The 21,514-nt window shown below is 71.6% G+C and carries 22 protein-coding genes, 1 tRNA gene and 2 pseudogenes; 11 read left to right on the plus strand and 14 right to left on the minus strand.

What is annotated here, in order from left to right:
* Positions 1–48 precede the first annotated feature (48 nt).
* Entirely contained in the window at positions 49–591 is a 543-nt protein-coding gene (locus tag BJF83_RS04390; RefSeq protein WP_075925274.1) for a type II secretion system F family protein, read from the plus strand.
* A 239-nt stretch (positions 592–830) separates the two neighbouring features.
* A complete protein-coding gene (locus tag BJF83_RS04395; RefSeq protein ID WP_262391313.1) occupies positions 831–1,421 on the plus strand; it encodes a type II secretion system F family protein in 591 nt (196 codons plus the stop codon).
* A gap of 119 nt (positions 1,422–1,540) precedes the next feature.
* Here BJF83_RS04395 and BJF83_RS04400 read toward each other — a convergent pair whose 3' ends face one another.
* The 5 genes from BJF83_RS04400 to BJF83_RS04420 all read right to left on the minus strand — a co-directional run bounded on the left by BJF83_RS04400 (position 1,541) and on the right by BJF83_RS04420 (position 5,578).
* Positions 1,541–1,978 (minus strand): hypothetical protein, encoded by a 438-nt coding sequence (locus tag BJF83_RS04400; protein WP_075925275.1) that lies wholly within the window; start codon positions 1,976–1,978, stop codon positions 1,541–1,543.
* Positions 1,936–2,400 carry an Rv3654c family TadE-like protein gene (locus BJF83_RS04405; RefSeq protein ID WP_075925276.1) on the minus strand — a complete coding sequence of 155 codons (465 nt, stop codon included), beginning with the start codon at positions 2,398–2,400 and terminating at the stop codon, positions 1,936–1,938. The genes BJF83_RS04400 and BJF83_RS04405 overlap by 43 nt, the downstream gene beginning before the upstream one ends.
* Before the next feature lie 2 nt (positions 2,401–2,402).
* Positions 2,403–2,744 carry a TadE family type IV pilus minor pilin gene (locus BJF83_RS04410; protein WP_262391314.1) on the minus strand — a complete coding sequence of 114 codons (342 nt, stop codon included), beginning with the start codon at positions 2,742–2,744 and terminating at the stop codon, positions 2,403–2,405.
* Positions 2,737–2,931 carry a DUF4244 domain-containing protein gene (locus tag BJF83_RS04415; RefSeq protein ID WP_075925277.1) on the minus strand — a complete coding sequence of 65 codons (195 nt, stop codon included), beginning with the start codon at positions 2,929–2,931 and terminating at the stop codon, positions 2,737–2,739. The genes BJF83_RS04410 and BJF83_RS04415 overlap by 8 nt, the downstream gene beginning before the upstream one ends.
* A 352-nt stretch (positions 2,932–3,283) precedes the next feature.
* Entirely contained in the window at positions 3,284–5,578 is a 2,295-nt protein-coding gene (locus BJF83_RS04420; RefSeq protein WP_187347083.1) for a DEAD/DEAH box helicase, read from the minus strand.
* A 241-nt stretch (positions 5,579–5,819) separates the two neighbouring features.
* Here BJF83_RS04420 and BJF83_RS04425 point away from each other — a divergent pair, with 241 nt between their 5' ends.
* Both BJF83_RS04425 and BJF83_RS04430 read left to right on the plus strand, forming a co-directional pair.
* Positions 5,820–6,167 carry an STAS domain-containing protein gene (locus tag BJF83_RS04425; RefSeq protein ID WP_075925278.1) on the plus strand — a complete coding sequence of 116 codons (348 nt, stop codon included), beginning with the start codon at positions 5,820–5,822 and terminating at the stop codon, positions 6,165–6,167.
* 13 nt (positions 6,168–6,180) lie between these two features.
* Positions 6,181–6,723 (plus strand): ATP-binding protein, encoded by a 543-nt coding sequence (locus tag BJF83_RS04430; RefSeq protein WP_075925279.1) that lies wholly within the window; start codon positions 6,181–6,183, stop codon positions 6,721–6,723.
* Positions 6,724–6,830: 107 nt separating this feature from the next.
* Here BJF83_RS04430 and BJF83_RS04435 read toward each other — a convergent pair whose 3' ends face one another.
* The 3 genes from BJF83_RS04435 to nth all read right to left on the minus strand — a co-directional run bounded on the left by BJF83_RS04435 (position 6,831) and on the right by nth (position 9,573).
* Complete coding sequence (locus BJF83_RS04435) at positions 6,831–8,009, minus strand: MarP family serine protease (protein ID WP_075925280.1); 1,179 nt, start codon at positions 8,007–8,009, stop codon at positions 6,831–6,833.
* A gap of 25 nt (positions 8,010–8,034) precedes the next feature.
* Positions 8,035–8,688: a CoA pyrophosphatase gene (locus BJF83_RS04440; protein ID WP_075925281.1), complete on the minus strand. Its 654-nt coding sequence runs from the start codon at positions 8,686–8,688 to the stop codon at positions 8,035–8,037.
* 141 nt (positions 8,689–8,829) lie between these two features.
* Positions 8,830–9,573, minus strand: coding sequence for an endonuclease III (gene nth / locus BJF83_RS04445; RefSeq protein ID WP_187347084.1), 744 nt, complete (start codon positions 9,571–9,573; stop codon positions 8,830–8,832).
* A 304-nt stretch (positions 9,574–9,877) separates the two neighbouring features.
* Between nth and BJF83_RS04450 the strand changes: the two genes are divergently transcribed.
* Positions 9,878–10,552: a Crp/Fnr family transcriptional regulator gene (locus BJF83_RS04450; RefSeq protein ID WP_187347088.1), complete on the plus strand. Its 675-nt coding sequence runs from the start codon at positions 9,878–9,880 to the stop codon at positions 10,550–10,552.
* A 332-nt stretch (positions 10,553–10,884) separates the two neighbouring features.
* Here BJF83_RS04450 and BJF83_RS04455 read toward each other — a convergent pair whose 3' ends face one another.
* The 4 genes and pseudogenes from BJF83_RS04455 to BJF83_RS04470 all read right to left on the minus strand — a co-directional run bounded on the left by BJF83_RS04455 (position 10,885) and on the right by BJF83_RS04470 (position 13,387).
* The gene (locus BJF83_RS04455; RefSeq protein ID WP_075925283.1) at positions 10,885–11,691 is read right to left on the minus strand and encodes an MBL fold metallo-hydrolase; all 807 of its coding nucleotides are present in this window, start codon (positions 11,689–11,691) and stop codon (positions 10,885–10,887) included.
* Between the two features lie 106 nt (positions 11,692–11,797).
* Positions 11,798–12,666 (minus strand): annotated as a pseudogene (locus BJF83_RS04460) (NUDIX hydrolase).
* Positions 12,667–12,749: 83 nt separating this feature from the next.
* On the minus strand, positions 12,750–13,214 hold the full coding sequence (locus BJF83_RS04465; protein ID WP_075925284.1) for a RidA family protein: 465 nt from the start codon (positions 13,212–13,214) through the stop codon (positions 12,750–12,752).
* A complete protein-coding gene (locus BJF83_RS04470; RefSeq protein ID WP_075925327.1) occupies positions 13,214–13,387 on the minus strand; it encodes a DUF4177 domain-containing protein in 174 nt (57 codons plus the stop codon). The genes BJF83_RS04465 and BJF83_RS04470 overlap by 1 nt, the downstream gene beginning before the upstream one ends.
* A gap of 170 nt (positions 13,388–13,557) precedes the next feature.
* Here BJF83_RS04470 and BJF83_RS04475 point away from each other — a divergent pair, with 170 nt between their 5' ends.
* The 4 genes from BJF83_RS04475 to BJF83_RS28470 all read left to right on the plus strand — a co-directional run bounded on the left by BJF83_RS04475 (position 13,558) and on the right by BJF83_RS28470 (position 18,497).
* Positions 13,558–14,598 carry an ArsA-related P-loop ATPase gene (locus BJF83_RS04475; RefSeq protein WP_075925285.1) on the plus strand — a complete coding sequence of 347 codons (1,041 nt, stop codon included), beginning with the start codon at positions 13,558–13,560 and terminating at the stop codon, positions 14,596–14,598.
* Complete coding sequence (locus BJF83_RS04480) at positions 14,595–15,794, plus strand: ArsA family ATPase (protein WP_262391315.1); 1,200 nt, start codon at positions 14,595–14,597, stop codon at positions 15,792–15,794. Before BJF83_RS04475 ends, BJF83_RS04480 begins: the two co-directional genes overlap by 4 nt.
* 325 nt (positions 15,795–16,119) lie before the next feature.
* On the plus strand, positions 16,120–17,487 hold the full coding sequence (locus BJF83_RS28465; RefSeq protein WP_262391316.1) for a transglycosylase domain-containing protein: 1,368 nt from the start codon (positions 16,120–16,122) through the stop codon (positions 17,485–17,487).
* A complete protein-coding gene (locus BJF83_RS28470) occupies positions 17,484–18,497 on the plus strand; it encodes a PASTA domain-containing protein (RefSeq protein WP_262391322.1) in 1,014 nt (337 codons plus the stop codon). The genes BJF83_RS28465 and BJF83_RS28470 overlap by 4 nt, the downstream gene beginning before the upstream one ends.
* Positions 18,498–18,551: 54 nt before the next feature.
* On the opposite strand, the gene BJF83_RS04490 is transcribed toward BJF83_RS28470, so the two are convergent.
* Positions 18,552–19,004 (minus strand): GatB/YqeY domain-containing protein, encoded by a 453-nt coding sequence (locus BJF83_RS04490; RefSeq protein ID WP_075925286.1) that lies wholly within the window; start codon positions 19,002–19,004, stop codon positions 18,552–18,554.
* A 100-nt stretch (positions 19,005–19,104) separates the two neighbouring features.
* Between BJF83_RS04490 and BJF83_RS04495 the strand changes: the two are divergent.
* A pseudogene (locus tag BJF83_RS04495) lies at positions 19,105–20,021 on the plus strand (metallophosphoesterase).
* 70 nt (positions 20,022–20,091) lie between these two features.
* Positions 20,092–20,165: transfer RNA gene (locus tag BJF83_RS04500), tRNA-Pro, on the plus strand.
* Between the two features lie 114 nt (positions 20,166–20,279).
* Here BJF83_RS04500 and BJF83_RS04505 read toward each other — a convergent pair.
* Positions 20,280–21,500: a site-specific integrase gene (locus BJF83_RS04505; RefSeq protein WP_075925287.1), complete on the minus strand. Its 1,221-nt coding sequence runs from the start codon at positions 21,498–21,500 to the stop codon at positions 20,280–20,282.
* Positions 21,501–21,514: the final 14 nt, after the last annotated feature.

The following is a 21,514-nucleotide window of genomic DNA, read 5'->3' on the forward strand; positions in this document are numbered from 1 at the left end:
ATCCGGATTGCGGCGCACCGCCGCGAGAGGGCCCGGCGCCGCCGCGCGGTGATCGTCCTCTGCCGGGTCCTGGCCACCGAGTTGCGCGCTGGGCAGCCACCCGACGAGGCACTGCTCGTGTCCGTGGCGGAGGCGGGTCCCCCGGTGGAGGGGGTCGTCGACGTCCCCTCGATGCGCGCCGTCGCCGCAGACGACCCCGATCTGTGGGCACTGACCTACCTGGCGGTCTGCTGGGAGGTGTCCGCTGAGACCGGCGCCGGACTGGCGCAGGTCGTGGACGCCCTGGCCGCGGAGGTGACGGACCACGAGGAGCGGCGGGCGGAGATCGCGGCCAGAACCGCCGGACCGCGGACCACGGCGCTCGTCCTGGGCGGCCTGCCCTTGGTGGGGGTGCTGATGTCGGTCGGGCTGGGCGGATCCCCGGTGGAGTTCCTGTTCACCACGCCGCTCGGCGCCGCCTGCCTCGTGGGCGGGGTGATCCTCGACCTGCTCGGGACCTGGTGGACGTCGTGCATGGTGCGCCGTGCCGTGGGCTCGGCCGAGGGCAGGGCGAGGGAGAAGCCCAGGCCATCTGGGGCAGTCAGGGCGTAGGCCGTGCCCGACCCGCCCGCGCGGCCCCGGCGTCGCGAACGCCCGGGGACCGCCCAGAGAGATTGGGCCGCACGTGACCGCGGGTGATGTGGTGTGACAGCTGAGTGAAAGGTAGGGGTCCAGTGCTCGCGTTGATCACCGTGGTCCTCGGGACCGCCGCCGTCTGGGTCCTCATGGGTGGCGACCAAGCCCGTCGCCTCCGAGGACCGCGTCCACTTCCGGTTCGCTCGACGACGTCGATGCGCCGACCAGCGCTGGTCCTGGCCTGTCTTCTTGGCGTGGGCGCCTCGATCGCGGTGTTCGGGCCCGTGGGCGCGGTGGTGGCGGTGGGGGTCTGCGCGGGGCTGTGGGTGCGCGGCCGTCGTGCCCGCGTCCGCGGCACGACCCTGCCGGTGACGGCCGACCTCCCCGTGGTGGTCGGTCTGCTCGCCGCCGGGGTCCGCGCCGGAGGGACGGTGCCGGCCTGTCTGACCGCCGTGGCCCGCTCCACGCGGGGCAGGCTGGGTGAGGAGTTGGCCGCGGTCGCGCACCGGCTTCGTCTGGGCGCCGACCCCGCCACCGCGTGGCGGAACCCTGCCCTGCCCGCGCCGCTGGCCGCCGTCGGCCGTGACCTCGCGCGGGCGGCCGACACCGGCGCCCCGGTCGCCGACCTGTTGGACCGACACGTGGCGGACCTGCGACGCGCGCTGCGCGCGGAGGCCCTGGCCCGCATGGAGCGCCTCGGGGTCTTGGTGGTGGCCCCGCTGGGCTTGTGCTTCCTCCCCGCTTTCGTGCTCATCGGCATCGTCCCCATGGCCGCGGAACTCCTGACCGGTGCGCTCGGCGCCTGAGGGCCTCCCGGCCACCGCGGCGGAGGCTCACCGTCGGCGCGCCCTCCAGTGCGCGCTGGCACCGGCGGCGAGGCGAGCGCCGCCGGCGTGCTCGTACGGCACGTCGGAGCGGAGCCAGGTCAGGTCTCGTCCTCGCACAACCCGTCGATGACGTCGTCGAGGACGAGTGTGCGGTCGCGCGTGGACATCAGGGTGAGTTCCTTGAGCGCGGGACGTGTGTCGACCCTGGTCCCCCGTGCCCCCTCCACCACGCACACCCGCATGCAGTGCTGGGTGGTGGGCTGCCAGAAGTCGCGTTGATCGATGGGCGCGATGCCGTAGACCGTGGCCGGGTACCGCTGCGGCCTGCTCGGGGAGTACCACCGCTGGACCCGGGCGAGCACGAAACCGGTGATGAGGGAGTCGAACACCCCGCCCTTCGCGAGGTCGGTCACCGCCTCGCGGTTTCCCTCGGTGCAGCACTCGTCGCAGCAGGCCAACTCCGCCCGCAGCAGCCATCGGGCACGCGCATGACTCACCTCGGAGTTCTTGAGCTTGCTCGGGTGTCGGTGTCCCATACGTCAGCAGGGTACGGCCTCGTCCGTGCGCTGCTGGCGGAGCGCGGCGCAGGCTCGCCCACGCCAGCGGGGTTCGGCGGATCCGTGGCCGGTCCGGCTCGGGACCGCGCGGTGACGGGCCGGTCGAGCACGGCGGAGCGGACCGACACCTCCACCTCGACGGTGGCCCCGGTGACGGCGCACGCGTCGAGTGAGCCGCCGTTGGCCTCGGCTGTGGAACGTCCCAGGGCGCAGGCGTTCTCAGTTCCGTGGACCGCCTCGGTGGCCGCAGCCAGCGCGGCCAGATCGGCGGCGGTGGCGGCCCGGTCGCGGTCGAGGCGTACGGCGGCCGTGTGGAGGACCGCGAGGGCGGCCAGCATGAGCAGCGCGCACAGGCCCACCGTCCAGACGGTGGCGGAGCCGGTGTCGGAGCGGACGTCCACGATCAGGCTCCCGGTTCCAGGGGCACGGCCGCGGTCCCGGACACCTCGACCGGGGGAGCCGCCGCCGGACCCCACCGGAGCTCGGCCCGGACGGTCACCCGTGCCATCCCCGCGTCCTCCGTGAGGTGAACCTCGGCGGTGTCGGGAGCGGCGGAGAGCGCGAGCTCCCGCGCCCTCTCGTCGGTCTCGCCCCGGGCCAGCGCACGGGCGCCCAGCCGCGCCGCGTCGGCGCAGGACAGACGGGCGGCGGCCACCGAGACGCCGCCGAGCAGGAGGGCCAGGACGAGCAGCAACGACGGCAGCACCATCGCGGTCTCCGCGGTGACCGAGCCCCGGTCAGACACCGGAGCCCAGCGCGTCGACGACGAGGGCGGTGAGGACCTCGTTCACCGTTTCACTGGTCAAGATGGCGTACAGGACACCCGCGAACGCGACCGCGGAGACCGTGCACAGAGCGTACTCGGCCGTGCTCATTCCGTGGTCGTCGGCGGGTGCGAACAGGGGGGCGATCAGGCGTGTGACGACAGGCATGGGACCTCCCGGAACTCAGGGGTCGACGGAACGTCGTCCCTCCGCCACCAGGGTCCGCCGCCCAGGGGCCGTGCGGAAGGCCCATCCCCAGCCTGTGGACAACCGCCCGCCCGACTGACGCGGACATAAACCGCGAAGCGTCGACGTCGTCATGGTCGAGGACGGATGAGCCCCACTGACGGGAGGGTCGGACCGCCCGCCCGAGGGCCGCGACATCGCGTTGGCCGCCCGCCCCGCGGACACGGAGGGCGCGACGCCGTCCACAGGCTGTGGACGGGATCGGCCCCGCCCGCTCACCGCCGGCCCGGCCCTTCGCCCCAGACGAGCCGGGCCCCCACCCCGACACCCGGATTCACCCCTCGCCCCCCGCGAGGACCTCGTCCAGCAGCCGCAGGGCGCCGGACTTGCTCAGCGGCTCGTTCCCGGTCCCGCACTTGGGCGACTGGACGCACGACGGGCACCCCTGGTCGCACTCGCAGTCGGCGATCACGTCGCGGGTCGCGGCGAGCCACTGGCGCGCCGCCGCGAAGCCGCGCTCGGCGAACCCCGCACCACCCTGGTACCCGTCGTAGACGAAGACCGTCAGCCGTCCCGTGTCGGTGTGCACCGCCGTGGACACCCCGCCGATGTCCGACCGGTCGCAGGTGGCCAGCAGCGGCAACAATCCGATCGAGGCGTGCTCCGCCGCGTGCGCCGCGCCCAGGAGCCCCACGTCCGCGTCGCGCAGCCGGTCCTCCCCCTCACGCGGCAGCGTCCACCACACGGCGCGGGTGTGCAGCGTCCGTTCCGGCAGGTCCAGGGGCTGCTCACCCAGGACCGACCCCGTGCGCACGTCCCGCTTGAGGAAGCCCACCACCTGGCGGACCACCTCGACCTCACCGAAGTACACGGTCGCCCCGCTCGGCCAGGTCTGCCGCCTCCGGACCGAGGTGACCGTGATGTCCGTCGTGTCCCTCGCCCAGGTGCTGTACGGCGGCTCGGCGCCGTGCACGAGGGCCACGCCCTCCTCCAAGTCGAGGTCGTCGACGAGGAATGTCGACCCCTGGTGCAGGTACACCGCCCCGGGGTGCACCATGCCGTGCGCCGCGGCCTCGTCGATCTCCCCGAGCAACTGCCCACTGCCCGTGTCGACGATCCGCACGGGCGGCCCGCCCGACCCACGGATATCGGCCAGGTCACTCGCGCGTTCGTTACTCGTCCAGAACCAGCCTCTCGGGCGCTTCCTCAACAATTTTCCGTCGACGAGTTCGCCGAGCAGCTCCTCCGTCGTCGAGCCGAACAAGGCGAAGTCGTCCGGCGTGATCGGCAGCTCCTGGGCGGCCGCGCACAGGTGTGGACCGAGGATGTGGGGGTTTTCCGGATCAAGGACCGTCGCCTCTACGGACTGACCGAAAATGGCCTGCGGGTGGTGGGCGAGGTACGTGTCCAGCGGGTCGTCGCGGGCGATGAACACCGCCAGCGCCTCCACGCCGCGCCGCCCCGCGCGCCCCGCCTGCTGCCACAGCGAGGCCAGTGTCCCCGGCCACCCCGCGATGAGCACCGCGTCCAGACCGCTGATGTCCACCCCGAGTTCGAGGGCGTTGGTGGTGGCCAGGCCGAGGATCCTCCCCGTGCGCAGCGACTCCTCCAACTCCCGCCGTTCCGCGGCGAGGTAACCGCCCCGGTAGGCGGCCACGCGCGCGGCGAGGCCGTGTTCACCGCTCTCGGACAGCAGTCGCTGCGCGGTCATCGCGACGACCTCGGCCCCCTGCCGGGACCGCACGAACACGAGCGTGCGCACCCCGTCCCGCACCAGGTCGGCGAGCATCTCCGCGGCCTGCGACGAGGCCGTCCTACGCACCGGAGCACCGTGCTCGCCCGTCAGTTCGGTCAGCTCCGGCTCGACCAGCGCCACGGACATCCCCGCGCGCGGCGAACCGTCCTCCGTGACCGCCGTGACCGGCACCCCCGTCAGCCGGCCCGCGCTCTCGGCCGGGCTCCCCGACGTGGCCGAGGCCAGCACGAACACCGGCGCGGAGCGGTAGCGGGCGCAGATCCGGCGCAGCCGCCGCAGGATCAGCGCGACGTGCGAACCGAACACGCCCCGGTACCGGTGCGCCTCGTCGATCACCACGTAGCGCAGCCTGCGCAGCACGCGCGCCCACGCTCCGTGGCGGGGCAGGAGACCGTGGTGCAGCATGTCCGGATTGGTCAGCACGTAGTTGGCGTGCTCGCGGACCCAGGAGCGCTCCTCGGGCGACGTGTCACCGTCGTACACGGCCGCGCGCACGTCCGGAAGACCCAGGTCCGATATCCACCGCAGTTGGTCCTGGGCCAGCGCCTTGGTCGGGGAGAGATACAGCACCGTTCCGCCCGCGTCGATCGCGTCCACCGCGGGCATAAGGAAGGCAAGTGACTTTCCCGAGGCGGTACCCGTGGCTATGATCACATCACTGCCCGAGCGTACGAGGTCGGCGGCTGCGGCCTGGTGGGACCACGGACCCGTGATCCCCCGCTCCGCGAGGCGTTCGACGAGGTGGGGCGCGGTCCACGCCGGCCAGTCCCCGCTCACCCCGTCGCCCGGCGCCACATGCTCGATATGGGTCACCCGCGGGTACCGGGTATCGTCACGCCACACACCGGGGAGCACGGGCTCCGATCGCCTCATCCGAGACCCCTCCTCACTGGACACGTTGGACACGTTCCCGACCCACGATCCTCCCGACGAGGGTTGCGACACCGACCGACATCGGTTTCAGTGTGGCATCCGGGGGAAGAGTGGCGCGGTGTCACCGTTTTTCTGCGCATCGCAGGAAGACGCACTCTGTACCCGTGGTTGAATGCGTGCTGGTGGGGTAACGCCCGGCAGAGACCATTCGCGTTATACGCGGTTCGGCGCTGGAGGACTAGTGGACCTGAAGCTTGATCATTACACCGAGGGCGACACCGAGATCGTCGTCGTTGAGGGTGAGATCGATGTCTATACCGCGCCCCGGCTCCGCGAGCTGCTGATCGACCTGGTCAACAAGGGCAACTTCCACCTCGTGGTCAACATGGAGAAGGTGGAGTTCCTGGACTCGACGGGCCTCGGCGTGCTCGTGGGCGGGCTCAAGCGCGTTCGCGCCCACGATGGGACGCTCGACCTGGTCTGCACCCAGGAGCGCATCCTCAAGATCTTCCGGATCACCGGCCTGACCAAGGTGTTCGGCATCCACGACTCGGTGCAGAAGGCCATCGACAAGCGTTCCTCGAAGTAGCCCAGAGCGAGCGATGGCAACCATCACGCTCACGATCAGCGCGCTTCCGGCCCACGTGCGGACGGCGCGGCTCATGGCCGCGACCGTCGCACGGCGGGCCGGTATCGCCGCGACGGCGATCGACGAGATCAGGTTGGCGGTCGGTGAGGCGTGTTCCCGGGCGGTGGCCGCGCACAAGCTGCACTGTCCGACGCAGCCGATCCTGCTACAGCTGATCGACGGCGCCGGGACGGCGTCGGCCGCCGACGGCCGTGCGTCGGGCCGCGTCCCGGGCGTCAACGGCAACCCCGCGCAGCGCTTCGAGGTCGTCGTCTCCGACCGCGCTCCGGCCAAGGACGCGCACGAGTCGACCGACCGCCCCCTGCTCGACGGGCTCTTCCTCGACGGGGACGACACCCCGCCCGGCGGGATCTCGGGGTTCTCCCCGGGGCTGGGTCTGGCGGTGATCACCGGCCTCGCGGACGAGGTGCGGATCGACCCCTCCGACCAGGGCACGATCGTACGGATGAGCTGGCCGGTGGCGGCGGAGCGGTCACCCGACCCCAGCTCGAACTAGGCCACGGGACTCATGGGGGCGCCTCCTGACGGGGCGCCCCCTGTCGTGTCCGCGCCGAGCGGCACGGGCGCCGCCGTGGGCACGCGGGTCCTCTCCGGGCCGACGCGTCAGTCGCACACCCGCGACGAGACCTCCTCCGTCGCCTCCAGACCCGCGCTCGCGTTCCTCGCGACCTCGTCCGCGGTGAGCACGTAACCCGTCTCGTCCTCGTTGGTGGCGGCGGCGAACACCACCCCGTAGACGGTGCCGTCCGGCGCCAGCAGCGGCCCACCGGAGTTGCCCGGACGCACCACGGCACGCACCTGGTAGATCTCCCGGCTCACCTGCTGCGAGTGGTAGAAGTCGGGCCCCTGCGCGGTCTGACGGGCCCTCACACGCGCTGGGACGGCCGTGAAGCCGCTGTTGCGGGGGAACCCGGCCACGACCGCGTCGTCGCCCTGTTCGGCGGCTCCGTTGAACTCCAGCGGCTCCAGTTCCAGACCGGGGACGTCGAGGACGGCCAGATCCTGCTGTGCGTCGAAGAGCACCAGCGTCGCGTCCAGCTGGTGCCCATCCCGCGTGACCACCCGCAGGTCCTCCGTGACCCCGGCGACCACGTGGGCGTTGGTCATGATCCGGTCGTCGCCGTACACGAAGCCGGTCCCCTCGACCCGCCGCTGGCAGTCGGGAGCCGTCCCCAGCACCTTGACCACGCTGCGGCTGGACGCGATCAGCTCGGGGGTGGTCAGCACGTCGGGGTCGGGCGGCTCCACCTCGGCCAGCTCGCCGGTGCCCAGCCCGCTGAACACCTGGGGGAAGTCGCTCTGGTCGACGATGCCCCGGAAGGTCGCGAACCCGCCCCTCGCGGCCTCCGGCATCACGGCGTCGACCGACTGGAGGACCCGGGAGTCGCGCACCTGGTCCGCCACGAACGGCAGCGCGGAGTTGGCGACCGTGCTCCCGATGAACCACGCCACCAGCAGCACCGACAGTCCGCTGACCACGGCTCCGCCCATCGCGTCCACGACCCGGGCCGAGTCCCACGTGACCCGGTTGCGCACCAGGGTGCCCAGGTAGGACAGCAGGAACTGGCCGAGCGCGGCCGCCAGGAACACCACCGCGATCGCCACCAGCGCCTGCCGTCCGGGGTCGGCCACCCATTCCTGGATGCGGCTCGGAGTGGTCAGCGCGGCCAGGACTCCGCCGCCGATGAACCCCGAGAAACTGAAGACACCGACGATGAACCCCTGCCGGTAGCCCGTCACGGCGAACAGCAGCAGCAGGACGACCAGGACGACGTCGAGCACGGTCCCCTCCCCTCCAGTGTGAGCGCTACCCGACGGGGCGCAGGCCGTACGGGGTCGCTTCGAACATGTCGGTAAGACCCTCGCGGCGCCAATGAAGTTCCCAACCGCCCAGGGTGAGCAGACTGTCCACGATCGCTGCGGTGAATCCCCACACGAGCATCCCGTCGACCCTGAAGCCCGGGCCCCATCGCCGGCCCTGGCCGTAACGCACCTCGACCCGGTTCTCGGGGTCGGCGAGGCGGGCGATCGGCACGCGCGAGACGGCCGCGACCTCGGCGACGTCCACGGGGCGCACCTCGCAGGGTTCCCGCCACCACGCGAGCACGGGGGCGACGCGGAAGTCGCTGTAGCTCAGGTACAGCTCGGGCAGGCGGCCGACGACGTCGATGCCCTCGGGGTCGGCGCCCGTCTCCTCCGCTGCCTCGCGCAGCGCGGCGGCCTCGGGTGAGGGGTCCGACGGCTCGATCCGGCCGCCCGGGAAGGCGGGCTGCCCGGCGTGCCTGCGCAGGCCTTCGTTGCGCTGGATCAGCAGCAGGTCCGGCCCCTCGGCCCCCTCACCGAACAGGATGAGGACCGCGGACTCGCGCCCACCGGATTCCGGTGGGCGCATGGGCAGCGGCACGGGCATCGTCCTGGCCGAGTCCGCGAGCGCGGTGAGCCAGTTCGGTGTCGAGTTCATGAAGGCAACCTGTTCCAGGGGCCGGGAGCACCGTCGTGCGGGTGTGGCCGACCGGGCCGACCGGCCCGGGGCGGGAGTGTGTGGTCACTCACCCGATCAGGGTACAAACAGCCGACCGGCGCCCACAGGGGTCACAACGCGTCAGGAGAACGAACGCATCCGCAGCAGCTTGGTGGCCGTCTCCTCGTCCGTGGGCCCCTCCCCGTAGGAGGGACACCAGTGTGCCAGCCCGCAGGCGCCGCAGGCGGGCCTGCGCGCGTGGCAGACCCGGCGCCCGTGCCACACCACGCGGTGGGACAGCATGGTCCAGTCCTTGCTCGGGAAGAGCTCGCCGATCGCGTGCTCGACCTTCACCGGATCCTGCTCGTCGGTCCATCCGAAGCGGCGGACGAGCCTCCCGAAGTGCGTGTCCACGGTGATTCCAGGCACATCGAAGGCGTTACCGAGCAGTACGTTTGCCGTCTTCCTGCCTACACCAGGTAGTTTGACCAGGTCCGCGAGGTTCCCTGGAACCTCGCCGCCGTGTCGTTCGCACAGCGCCTGCCCCAGCCCGACGAGGCTGTTGGCCTTGGCCCGGAAGAAGCCGGTCGACCGGATCATCTCCTCCAACTCCTCGCGCTGGGCCGACGCGTACGCCTCGGCGTCCGGGTAGCGCGCGAAGAGAGCGGGGGTGACCTGGTTGACCCGCTTGTCCGTGCACTGGGCGGACAGGATCGTCGCGACCAGGAGTTCGAGGGGGGTCGTGAAGTTCAGTTCGCAGTGCGCGTCCGGGTACAGCTCCACGAGCTCGCGGTACATCCTGCGCGCGCGGCGCACCAACGCGAGCCGACTCTCCCCGGTCGGGGTGCTCGGCACGGCGGTGCTGTCTGGTGTCTGACGGGGCATCGTCACAGGGTAGGCGCCCGGCGGCCCCGCGATCGGCGCCCTCGGAAGGGAAGGGACGGTTCTCGTGCGGATCCGCTGACACGATGCCCCAGTGACCGAGATTATGTAACCAATGTCCGATGGCACGGCGCGGACCGCCCTGACACGAACCGATGCGGACTAAGATCTCTTGGGCTGACGTCGGCTGTTGTGGGCACGTGGTCTCCCGGCGGGCAAGCCGAGGTAACGACCTGGTTTCACACCCGGGTGCGATATACGTCACACTGTTGGCGGTCAGGTTCTAGGAGGACGTGTGGTGGACGAGATCAACGAGGTACTGCGGAAGGCTCCTCTCTTCGAGGCGCTGGACGAGGAGGACACGGCCGGACTCCGCGCCTCGGTCAACGAGGTACGTCTCGGCCGCGGGCAGACCCTGTTCAGCGAGGGCGACGAGGGCGACCGGCTCTACGTGATCCTCAGCGGGAAGGTGAAACTGACCCGCACGGCCGTGGACGGCCGCGAGAACCTGCTCGGCGTGCTCGGCCCGAGCGAGATGTTCGGCGAACTGTCGCTCTTCGACCCGCGCCCGCGCACCGCGAGCGCCGTCGCCGTCACCGACTCCGTGCTCGCCGGTCTGGGCCACGACGACCTGCGCCCCTTCCTGTCGAGCCGCCCGCACGTGTCGCTCCAGCTGCTCAAGTCTCTGGCCGCCCGGCTGCGCCGCACCAACGACGTGATGGCCGACCTGGTCTTCACCGACGTGCCCGGCCGCGTCGCCAAGGCGCTGCTCGAACTCGCCGACAAGTTCGGCAAGGAGGGCGAGGACGGCCTGCACGTCCACCACGACCTCACCCAGGAGGAACTCGCCCAGCTCGTCGGCGCCTCCCGCGAGACCGTGAACAAGGCACTGGCCGAGTTCGCCCTGCGCGGCTGGCTGCGGATCGAGGCCAAGGCCGTCGTCCTGCTGGACGTCGAACGCATGCGCCGCCGCGCCCGCTAGGTCGTTGTGCCGTGGATGCCGCCCGTCGCGAGCGGCGCATCCGGTGCGGCTGCCGCGAGGCCGAAGAAGGAGTGCCCCCGGTGTGCCCGCTCCGCAAGCTCCGCGGTGTCGCACAGCGGGCGCCGGTGGGGTCCCGACGACCGATGAGAACGCGGCGGGAGTCGTGCCGGGGCGTCGCGCAGCAGGGTACGTGCCCCCGGCACACGCCCTGGGGTCCCGACGCGGAGCTCTGCGCGTGGCCGCCCACCCGGCGGGGGCGGCCACGGTCGTGCCAGGAATGGTTCCGCACGGCGGGTGAGCGCGCCGGAGAGGCGCGGGGAAGCTCCGCGACCCTACACCTCCAGTTCGGCGGGCAGTTCGCCCCGCACGGCCAGGTACCGCAGCTGCGCCCGCACCGACGAGCTCGCGGCGCCGCGGATCTGCTCGGAGATGTCCGGGTAGACCAGATCGACGATCTCCGCCACCCGCGTCGCGCCCGCCCGGACCGCCGTGCGCACCTGTTCCAGGCGGGACTCGCGGTGGTCGATGTAGGAACTGAGCACCGACAGCGGTGAGGACAGGATCGGGCCGTGGCCCGGGAGCAGGGACCGCACCTGGTGCTCGCGCGCGATCTCCCGCAGCCGGTACAGGGACTCCATGTACGGGCCGAGCCCGTCGTCGCCGTCGATCACCGGGGTCCCGTGACCCAGGACCGTGTCCCCGGTCAGCAGCGCGTCGTCGGACTCCACCAGCAGGCAGATCGAGTCGTCCGTGTGCCCCGGCGTCGCGATCACGCGCACCGCCAGCCCGTCCACCGTGAGCACCTCGCCGTCGACCAGCCCGGCGCCGCCGACGCGCATGTCAGGGTCGACCGCGTGCACGGGAGCGCCCGTCAGCTCTGAGAAGTAGCGGCTGCCCTCGGTGTGGTCCGGGTGCCGGTGGGTCACGACCGTCATGAGGACCTGCGCGCCCTGTTCCTGGACAGTCCGCGCCACCCGCTCCAGGTGTCGTTCGTCGTGCGGGCCGGGGTCGACGACCACCACCCCGCGCGCGCCCGGTTCCCTCAAGATCCAGGTGTTGGTTCCCTCCAACGTCATCGGGCCGGGGTTGGGGCACAACACACAACTGGCGCGCAGCGTCCCGGAACCGTCGATCCTCATCGCACCTCGCTTCGCTCGCAGGGGCCGGACCGGTCCGCGGGGAACGGCCACGGGGGGCGGCGCGTCCGTCCGCGCCGGTGCGGGCCCCACCGTGACGTGAGGCCCCTCAGGGGGTCGCGTCGGGCTTCGGGAGGGGGTAGTGGGACCCGTCCGGGGTGACGATCCGGGTCTGACCGTCGACATCCCGAACGTCCGGTTCAATGGGGACGATATCCCGTCGCGCCGTCCGTACGCCTTCGAGGGTGCGGCAGGCGGCGAGCTCCCGGCAGGAGACGACCGTCGGCGGCAGCATCGGCATGCGCCCCGCCTCCCACGCGTCGGCCACGGCCGACGGGTCCGTCCAGCGGGTGAGGTCGGCCTCCCCGCCGACGTGCCGGGGCTCCTGCCCGGGCGGGAGTTCGGCGGCGAAGAACCAGGTGTCGAACCGGCGCGGCTGCGCCTTCGGAGTGATCCAGCGCGACCAGGCCCGCAGCCACTCCGTCCGCACGACCAGACCGCGCCGGGAGAGCACCTCGGTGAAGGAGCGGGAGCGGTCGACCAGTCCCAGCCGGTCGCGCTCCCACTCCTCTGTGCCCGTGTCGAGGCTGATGACCGGTTCACCGGCCACCTCGGGCTCACTGGCCAGGAGGACGCCGGTCTCCTCGAAGGTCTCCCGAACCGCCGCGCACACCAGGCCCGCGCCATCCGCACGTCGACGCCCAGGATCCGCGCCCACTCGTCCGGGGACGGACCCGTCCACGGCAGGCCGCCGTCGGCGTCGCGCTCGTCCACCCGGCCGCCCGGGAACACATGGGCGCCCGGCGCGAACCCCATGGACCGGACCCGGCGCAGGAGGAGGACCTCCATACCGGAGCCGCCCGCCGTGCCGGACTCCCCGGCGACGTCGCGGGCTCCGGCCGACGCGGGCCGGAGCAGCATCACGGTGGCGGCGGGCCTGGGATCGGCGACGCCCTCCGGCGCGGACCGCTCGAACATCGGCGCGCCCTCCTGTCTCGGTGGTCGTACTGGGTGGTCGTGGGGCGGTTCGGCGCTTGGTCAGCCGGTGCCGGACGGACCGGTCAGCGGACCTCGACGATCATCTCGACCTCGACCGGGGCGTCCAGGGGCAGTGCGGCCACGCCGACCGCGCTGCGCGCGTGGACCCCGGCGTCGCCGAAGATCTCGCCGATGAGGTCGCTGGCCCCGTTGATCACGCCGGGGTGGCCGGTGAAGTCGGGAGCGCTCGCCACGAAACCGGTCAGCTTCACGACGCGGACCACCCTGGACAGGTCGCCGATCTCGGCGCGGACGGCGGCGAGACCGTTCAGCGCGCACCGGGCGGCCAGCTCCCTCGCGGTGTCCGGGGCGACCTCCGCGCCGACCTTGCCCGTGGCGGGCAGAGCGCCGTCGACGAAGGGAACCTGACCGGACACGTACACGTGGTCTCCGGTGCGCACCGTCGGCGTGTACGAGGCGACCGGGGGCACGACGTCGGGGAGGGAGAGCCCCAGTTCGGCGATGCGCTCCTCGGGTGTGGCTGCCATCACAGCTCCCGCTTCATGTAGGCGACGTACTGCTGGTTGCGCGGGTCGGTGCCCTCGGGAAGCGGGGCGGGCACGACGGAGACGAGTTCCCACCCGTCCGAGCCCCAGTTGTCCAGGATCTGTTTGGTGGCGTGCGACAGCAGGGCCACCGTCTGGTACTCCCACTTGGTCATGATCAACTCCCCCATCGGGTACCGGCGGCCCGCCGGGGCGTGGCGTGGCCGCACGTCAACGCCGCCACCTTACTCACCCGCCGGGTCGGCCGCGTCGCCCGCGTGCGCTCCGGCACGGCTCCGCCGCCGTCCCCGGTCAGGCGGGTCGACACGGACGTAGACTCCGTGGAGTGAGCGAGGCTGAGTTCGGACCGGGGCGCCGTTCGGGATCCCCTGCCGGAGCGCGACTGCACATCGTCACCGGCAAGGGCGGAACGGGTAAGACCACGGTGGCGACGGCGCTGGCGATGGCACTGGCCTCACGTGGCGGCCGGGTGCTCCTGGTCGAGGTCGAGGGACGACAGGGCGTTGCCACCCTCCTGGGCGAACCGCCGCTGCCCTACGGGGAACGGGAGCTGATACCGCTGCCCGGCGGCGGACGGGTGTGCGTCCTGGCGGCCGACGCCGAGTCCGCGCTGCTGGAGTACCTGGAGCTGTTCTACGGCATGCGGCTGGCCGGGCAGGCGCTGAACCGGCTGGGCGCCGTCGACTTCGCGACCACGATCGCCCCGGGTCTGCGCGACGTCCTGCTGACCGGCAAGGCCACCGAGGCCGTGCGTCGCCGCTCGGGGGCCCGCCGCCGCTCCGCCGCCCCCGCGCCCTTCCACTACGACGCCGTCGTCGTGGACGCACCGCCCACCGGTCGGATAGGGCGATTCCTCAACGTGAACACCGAGGTCGCCGGGCTGGCCCGGGTCGGCCCGATCCGCACCCACGCGGACAGGGTCATGGGGGTCATCCGCTCCCCCCAGACACTCGTCCACTTCGTGACGCTGCTGGAGGAGATGCCCGCCCAGGAGACGCGGGACGGGATCGCCGAGATCGACGCACTGGGACTCCGGGTCGGCTCCGTGGTCGTGAACATGGTGCGCCCGCCCCTGCTGGAGGAGCCCGACCTGACCGCCGCCGCCGCCAGCGGGGAGTTCGCCCGGGACGAGCTGGCCGCGGGCCTCAGGGCCGCGGGGCTCGCCGACGCCGCCGACCTCGCCGCCGCCCTGGCCGCCGAGGTCGGCGCGCACGCGCTGCGCGTGGCCCTGGAGCACCGGACCCGCGAACGCCTCACCGACCTGGGTCGGCCGATGGTCGACCTCCCCTGGCTGGAGGGCGGTGTGGGCCGGTCGGCGCTGGAGGGGCTGGCGGACACCCTCGGAGAACAGGGGATGGGCCGGTGAACGTGACGAGCGGGGAGGACACCCCGAACGCGCCGCGCCTGGACGTGGACACCCTGCTCGACGACCCGGCGACGCGAATCGTCGTGTGCTGCGGCGCGGGCGGGGTCGGCAAGACCACCACCGCCGCCGCGCTGGGGCTGCGCGCGGCAGAACGGGGAAGGCACGCGGTGGTGATCACCGTGGACCCCGCCCGGCGGCTGGCCCAGTCCCTGGGGGTGGAGTCGCTGGACAACACCCCTCGGCCGGTCGCGCTCCCCGAGGGGACCCGGGGCTCCCTACACGCGATGATGCTCGACATGAAGCGGACCTTCGACGAGGTCGTCGAGGAACACGCCGACCCCGAACGCGCGCGTCAGATCCTGGCCAACCCCTTCTACCAGACGCTCTCCACCAGCTTCTCCGGAACCCAGGAGTACATGGCGATGGAGAAGCTGGGCCAGCTCCGGCAGTCGGGCGCGTGGGACCTGATCGTGGTCGACACACCGCCCAGCCGGTCGGCCCTGGACTTCCTCGACGCCCCCCAACGGCTCGGGAGGTTCCTGGACGGCAGGCTGATCAGGTTCCTCAGCGCCCCGGCGAACACCGGCGCGTTCCGGCTCCTGGGTGCCGGATTCTCCCTGGTGACCTCGGTCGTGAACAAGATCCTGGGCGCCCAACTCCTCGACGACCTCCGCTCGTTCGTGGTCGCCTTCGACACGGTCTTCGGCGGCTTCCAGGCCCGTGCGGAGCGCACCTATCGGCTGCTCCAGGATCCTGGAACGGCGTTCGTGGTGGTGGCGGTGCCCGACACCGACGCCCTGCGGGAGGCCTCCTACTTCGTCGACCGCCTGACCAGGGACTCCATGCCCCTTGCGGGTCTGGTGGTCAACCGCTCCCACCCTCTCCCCGACGGGGCGGGCCGGCGGCTCACGGCTGCGCAGGCGGCCGAGGCGGAGGCGGTGCTGCGCGGCGCGGGAACCCATCCGCTGGCGTCGGCGGCGCTGCGGCTGCACGCGGAGCGGGTGCGCATCCGCGAACACGAGGCGCGCCTGAGGGACCGGATGCTGTCCGAGCATCGGGGGATCCGTGTGGCCGAGGTGGCCGCCCTCCCGGAGGACGTGCACGACCTCGCGTCGCTGCGTACCATCGGGGCGGCGCTGGCCGACGGGCCGTCAGGGGCGGCGGGGGACTCGTGGGACTCCAGCACGCGGCACTGAAGCGCGACGCCCGCGCGCCCGGACCGGCCCGTTATCGGATCGTATGATTCCGGACACCCGGGGACGCGAACCCCATCCTCCCGCGCAGCGTCCCACCACGTAGGGCCCTCCCCGAACCCTCGGGGCGAGGCCGCAGGGGTCGGACGCCGAGGACCCGGGAGGGCCGAACCGTCCCCCGTGCGGGGGCGTTAGGCGTGACAGGATGTTCAGAGGCTTCGCCCGGACCCCCGACGGGCGATTCGACACGGTCACGCACCCTCCGTTCCACATCACACCTGTTCGAGCGTTCGTGGTCACTTAGTCTGATGGGGTGGGTCAGGGGACATTGCTTCAAAGAATCGGTCAACTCGTCGTCGTCGGCGCCATCGCGGGCCTCCTCGTCGCGGCGCTCACCCTCCCGGCACTCGGCGGTATCGGCATCACGGCGAGGAACGTCGCCAGCGGGTTCCTCGACATGCCGAGCCAGCTGGAGACGCCTCCCCCTCCGCAACGCTCCACGATCTACGACCGCGAGGGCAACGTGATCGCGGAGATCTTCGACCAGAACCGCGAGCTGGTCGACATCGAGGACGTGTCCCCCGTCATGGTCGACGCGATCCTCGCCATCGAGGACGCCAGGTTCTACGAGCACGGCGGCATCGACATCTCCGGCACCCTCCGCGCCGCCGTCCGCACCCTCAACGGCGACGTCGAGGGCGCCTCCTCGATCACCCAGCAGTACGTGAAGAACGTTCAGATCGAGGCGGCCACCTCGCAGGAGGAGCTGGAGCACGCCCGCGAGGAGACCATCGCCCGCAAGATCCGGGAGCTGCGCTACGCCGTGGCCCTGGAGCGGCGGATGACCAAGGACGAGATCCTTGAGGGCTACCTCAACATCGCCTACTTCAGCGACGGCGCCTACGGGGTCGAGTCGGCCGCCCAGCACTTCTTCCAGGTTCCCGCGAGCGAACTGGAGCTGCACCAGGCCGCCACGATCGCGGGCCTGGTCCGCTACCCCTACCTGTACAACCCCCGCTTCTACCCCGAGCAGACCATCGAGCGGCGCAACGTGGTGCTCGACCGAATGGTCGCCACCGGGGCGATCACCCAGGCGGAGGCCGACGAGGCCAAGCAGGAGGACATGGACCTGGACCTCGACACCCCGCCCAACGGCTGCGTCCCCAGTGACCAGCCGTTCTTCTGCGACTACGTGATCCGGGAGATCGAGGCGGACGAGCGGTTCGGCTCCGACGAGACCGAACGGGCGCGCTGGCTGCGCACCGCCGGCCTGGAGATCCACACCACCCTCGACCCGCAGGCGCAGCGGGCCGGCCAGGAGGCCGTGGACAGGTGGGTACCCCGGGAGAACGAGTCCCGCAAGGTCGCCGCGCAGGCCATCATCGAGCCGGGCACCGGCCACATCCTCGGCATGATGCAGAGCCGCAACTACGGCCCGGACGAGAGCCGGCTCGGCGAGACCTCGATCAACTTCGCCACCGACTACGACCGGGGCGGGAGCACGGGCTTCCAGGCCGGGTCGACCTTCAAGCCGATCACGCTCGCCGCCGCCCTGGACCAGGGGCTGCCGTACGGCACCTCGTTCCCCGCGCCCGCCAGCATCACGGTGACCGGGCAGCGAGCCTGCAACGGCGGCTCGCTCCAGCCCTGGAACGTGGCCACGCCGGGGACAGCAACGAGGGCGTGCACAACATGATCTCGGGAACCAGCAACTCGTCGAACACCTACTTCGCGCAGCTCCAGAGGCGGGTGGGCCTGTGCGACGTGATCGAGATGGCGGAGAACCTCGGTCTGCAGCGAGCCGACGGCACGCGGTTCTCGGAGAACGAGCGCACACTGGCCAACAACAGCTTCACGCTGGGCAGTGAGGAGGTCTCGCCGCTACGGGTCGCCAACGCCTACGCGACCTTCGCCTCGGGCGGCGTCTACTGCGAGCCGCAGGCGATCACCCGGATCGTGGACAAGCAGGCCGGTACGACCATCGACATGGAGCCGGAGTGCGAGCGGCGGCTCGACGAGAACGTCGCCGACGGGGTCGCCTTCCTGCTGACGCAGACCTTCAACGGGGGCACCACCTCCGGCCTGGGCATCGGCCGACCGGCGGGCGCCAAGACCGGCACCACCGACAACTCGGCCGCGGCCTGGTTCGCGGGCATCACCCCGCAGATGGCCAGCTCCATCTTCGTGGGCGACCCGCGCGGTCCGCAGCAGTACCCGCTGCGGAACGTCACCATCGGCGACCACTACTACGGGGTGGTCTACGGAGCGACGATCCCGGGCAAGATCTGGCGGGACACGATGCGCGACGCCCACGAGGGCCTGGACGTCGAGCAGTTGGCCTCGGCGCCGTCCGAGTTCGGTTCCACGGCTCCGCCGCGGCAACCCCGGGAGCCCGAGGATCCCAGTCCGGCCGCCGACGAGGGCGGCGTGCCCGACGTGGTCGGGATGGGCGAGGACGCCGCGGTGGCCGCCCTGCGAGCGGCCGGGTACCAGGTGAACGTGTCCGGGAGCCGGATCCGCTCACCGCAGCCCGAGGGCACCGTGGCGGCGGTCAACCCGGACCCGGGCACACGGCTGCCCGAGGGCGCCACGGTGAACGTCTTCCTGAGCCGGGGCGGCGCCGGCGCTCCGCCGACCGAGAACGAGACGTGGTTCCCGGTCCGGCCGATGACGCCCTTCCCGTCCAACGAGGAGTCGTCCCGATGAGCCGCGGGCGGGGGCGGCGCGCCGCCCCCGCCCGTTCGGGTGGGCGGTCCGGCCTCAGGCCAGCTGGCGCTTGACCTCCGCGGCCACCCGGGAGCCCTCGGCCCGCCCTGCGACGCGCGGTCCGACCGCCTTCATGACCTGCCCCATCGCGCGCGGGCCCTCGGCCCCGGTCTCGGCGATGGCGGCGGTGACCAGCCGAGCGAGCTCATCGTCGGAGAGCTGAGCCGGAAGGTACTCGGAGATGACCTCGTTCTCGGCCCGCTCCGCGGCGGCTTGGTCGACCCGGCCGCCCTTCTCGAACGCCTCGGCGGCTTCCTTGCGCTTCTTGGCCTCGCGGGTGAGGAGCTTGATGATCTCGTCGTCGTCGAGGGAGCGCTGGACGGCTCCGGACGCCTCCTCGGTGGAGATGGCGGCGATGACCATGCGCAGGGTGCCCGTGCGGACCGTGTCACGCGCCTTGATGGCGGTGGTCAGGTCGTTCTTGAGGCGGTCTTTGAGTTGGGACATGGCACCGATCCTACGGCGGGTGACTCGCGCCGGACCATCGGTTCGTGAACACGCGCACCGCGCGTGCTGAGATGATCAGTCGACCGACGAAGGAGTGTGGATGGGAACGGACAGCGGACGGGTCCTGCGCCGGATCGGACGCGCGGCCGCCGTGACGGGTGCGATCGGCGTGACCGGTGTGGCCTACGCCTCGGTGATCGAGCGCAACTGGTTCCGGCTGCGGCGGTACGAGCTGCCGCTGCTTCCTCCGGGGAGCGACCGGCTGCGGATCCTGCACCTGTCCGACGCGCACCTGACTCCGGGTCGACGAATGCTCATCGACTGGATCCGGGGGCTGTCGGCGCACGAGCCCGACCTGGTGGTCAACACGGGGGACTCACTGGCCCACCCGGGCGCGTGGGGCCGTTCCTCGACGCGTTGGGACCGCTGCTGGACCGGCCGGGAGCGTTCGTGTTCGGGTCCAACGACCTGTACTCGCCCCGGCTGAAGAACCCCGCTCGGTACCTGTGGCGGACGAGCCGGACCGACTACGCCAAGCGCCGGACACCGGATCTTCTGGCGGGAGCTGGGCGAGGCGATGTCGGCGGCGGGGTGGCTGGACCTGAACAACCACAAGGGCGTGCTCAAGGCGGGCGGGTTGGACGTGGCATTGGCCGGCGTGCACGACTCGCACATCGGGTTGGACCGGTACGACGACGTGGCCGGTCCGGCTGACCCGCACGCGACGTCCGGGTCGGGCTGCTGCACTCACCGGAACCGGCCAACCTGAGCCGGTTCGCCAGCGACGGGTACCAACTGCTGCTCGCGGGCCACACACACGGGGGGCAGCTGTGCCTGCCTTTCTACGGGACTCTGGTCACGAACTGCGGGATCGACCGCCGCCGCGCGTGGGGACTGCACCGGTACGAGGACGCGTGGCTGCACGTTTCGGGCGGGCTGGGAACGTCGCCGTACGCACCGGTGCGGTTCTGCTGCCGACCGGAGGCGTCGCTGCTGGACCTCGTCGCCGCCTCCTGAACGGCCCCTCGGAAGCCGGAAACGGTGTGCCCGAGCACTCCCCGCGTCCGCTAGACTTGGGGCGTTGCCTCGGGGTGTAGCGCAGCTTGGCAGCGCGCTTCGTTCGGGACGAAGAGGTCGTGGGTTCAAATCCCGCCACCCCGACAAAGGAACGGGTGTCCACGCAGGTGGGCACCCGTTCTTTGTCGTGCGCGATTTCCGGCGCGCGGCGTCCGGTGCACATTCAGTGCACATGGGGTCGGGGAAGGCTTTCGGTTCTCACACCCCGGCGAGGGCGGGAAGGTGAGCCGTCGCCCGCGTCCGGTCGGAGTCCATCGCCTCGGCGACCTCGTCCAGGCGGTCGGGGAACAGGTGCCCGTACCGGTCGAGGGTCATCGTCGCGGTGGCGTGGCCGAGCATCGCTTGGACGACCTTGACGTCGGCCCCGGAGGCGATGGCGAGGGACGCGGCGGTGTGCCGGAGCTTGTGCGGGGTGAGCCCCATGCCGTCCAGTTTCGCCGCCTTCACGGCTTGGGCGAACTCGCGACGACGCCAGTTGCGCAGCCGCACCGGAGCGCCGCGCCGGGTCGCGAACACCAGGGAGTCCTCTGCCCGACCGTCGACCAGCGGCCTCAGCTCCGGCACGAGGGATGGCAGGACGGGAACCGTGCGGCTCTTCCCCGTCTTGGGCGACTGTTCCACCAGCTTGTCATCCACTTCCGCGAACGTCGTCGTGATCCGGATGCAGCGCGCTTCCAGATCGATCCGCCCGACGCGGAGGGCGGCGGCCTCGTTGAAGCGCAGACCCGTGTAGGCGAGCAGCAGGATCAACGCGCGGTTGACGTTCGCGGCAGCGGTGATCTGCCCGTACTTGGTGCGTAGCGATCCGGCGGCGGTGGCGAGGGCTTCCACCTGGACATGGTTGAGGTAGACGTGTTCGGCCTCACTGGGTTTGGGGAGCGGGACACCCCGAGCCGGGTTCGCCGGAAGACGCCGCGGAACACACCACTCCAGAACCATGGACAGGACGCCGTGGGCGTGCCGGGTCTGGGAGGCCCCCAGGTTGCTCCCGCCCTCGTCCCGGGGCTTCTGGAGTTCGGCCACCCACACCGCGATGTCCTCGTTGTGGATTGCCGAAAGAGGAAGCTCGCCCCAGCGGGGAAGGACGTGCGCGTCGAGGAGACCCCGGTACTTCCACCAGGTGGACCGCTTGATGTCCGTGCGCGTGTCCAACCACTTCTCGGCCATTTCGGCGAGGGAAATCTTCGCGTCACCGGGGTTGCGGTAGGAGCCTTCGTGGAGGCTGTTCTCGATCTCGGTCTGTCGCTTCTCGGCGTCCGGCTTCTTCTTGAAGGTTCCACCGCTCTTGATCCTGCCGGAGGGGTCGTAGTAGCGGACCATCCATCGGGCGGGTGGAGTGCGTTTGGCGTCCTTGGCCTTCCTCACGGCCTCGTTGTACGTCTTGTCCTTCGTGCGGTCGTAGACCCACGCGCGAGCCATCAGGGGTTTCCTTC

It is taken from the genome of Nocardiopsis sp. CNR-923, from assembly GCF_001942255.1.
Lineage (GTDB): Bacteria > Actinomycetota > Actinomycetes > Streptosporangiales > Streptosporangiaceae > Nocardiopsis.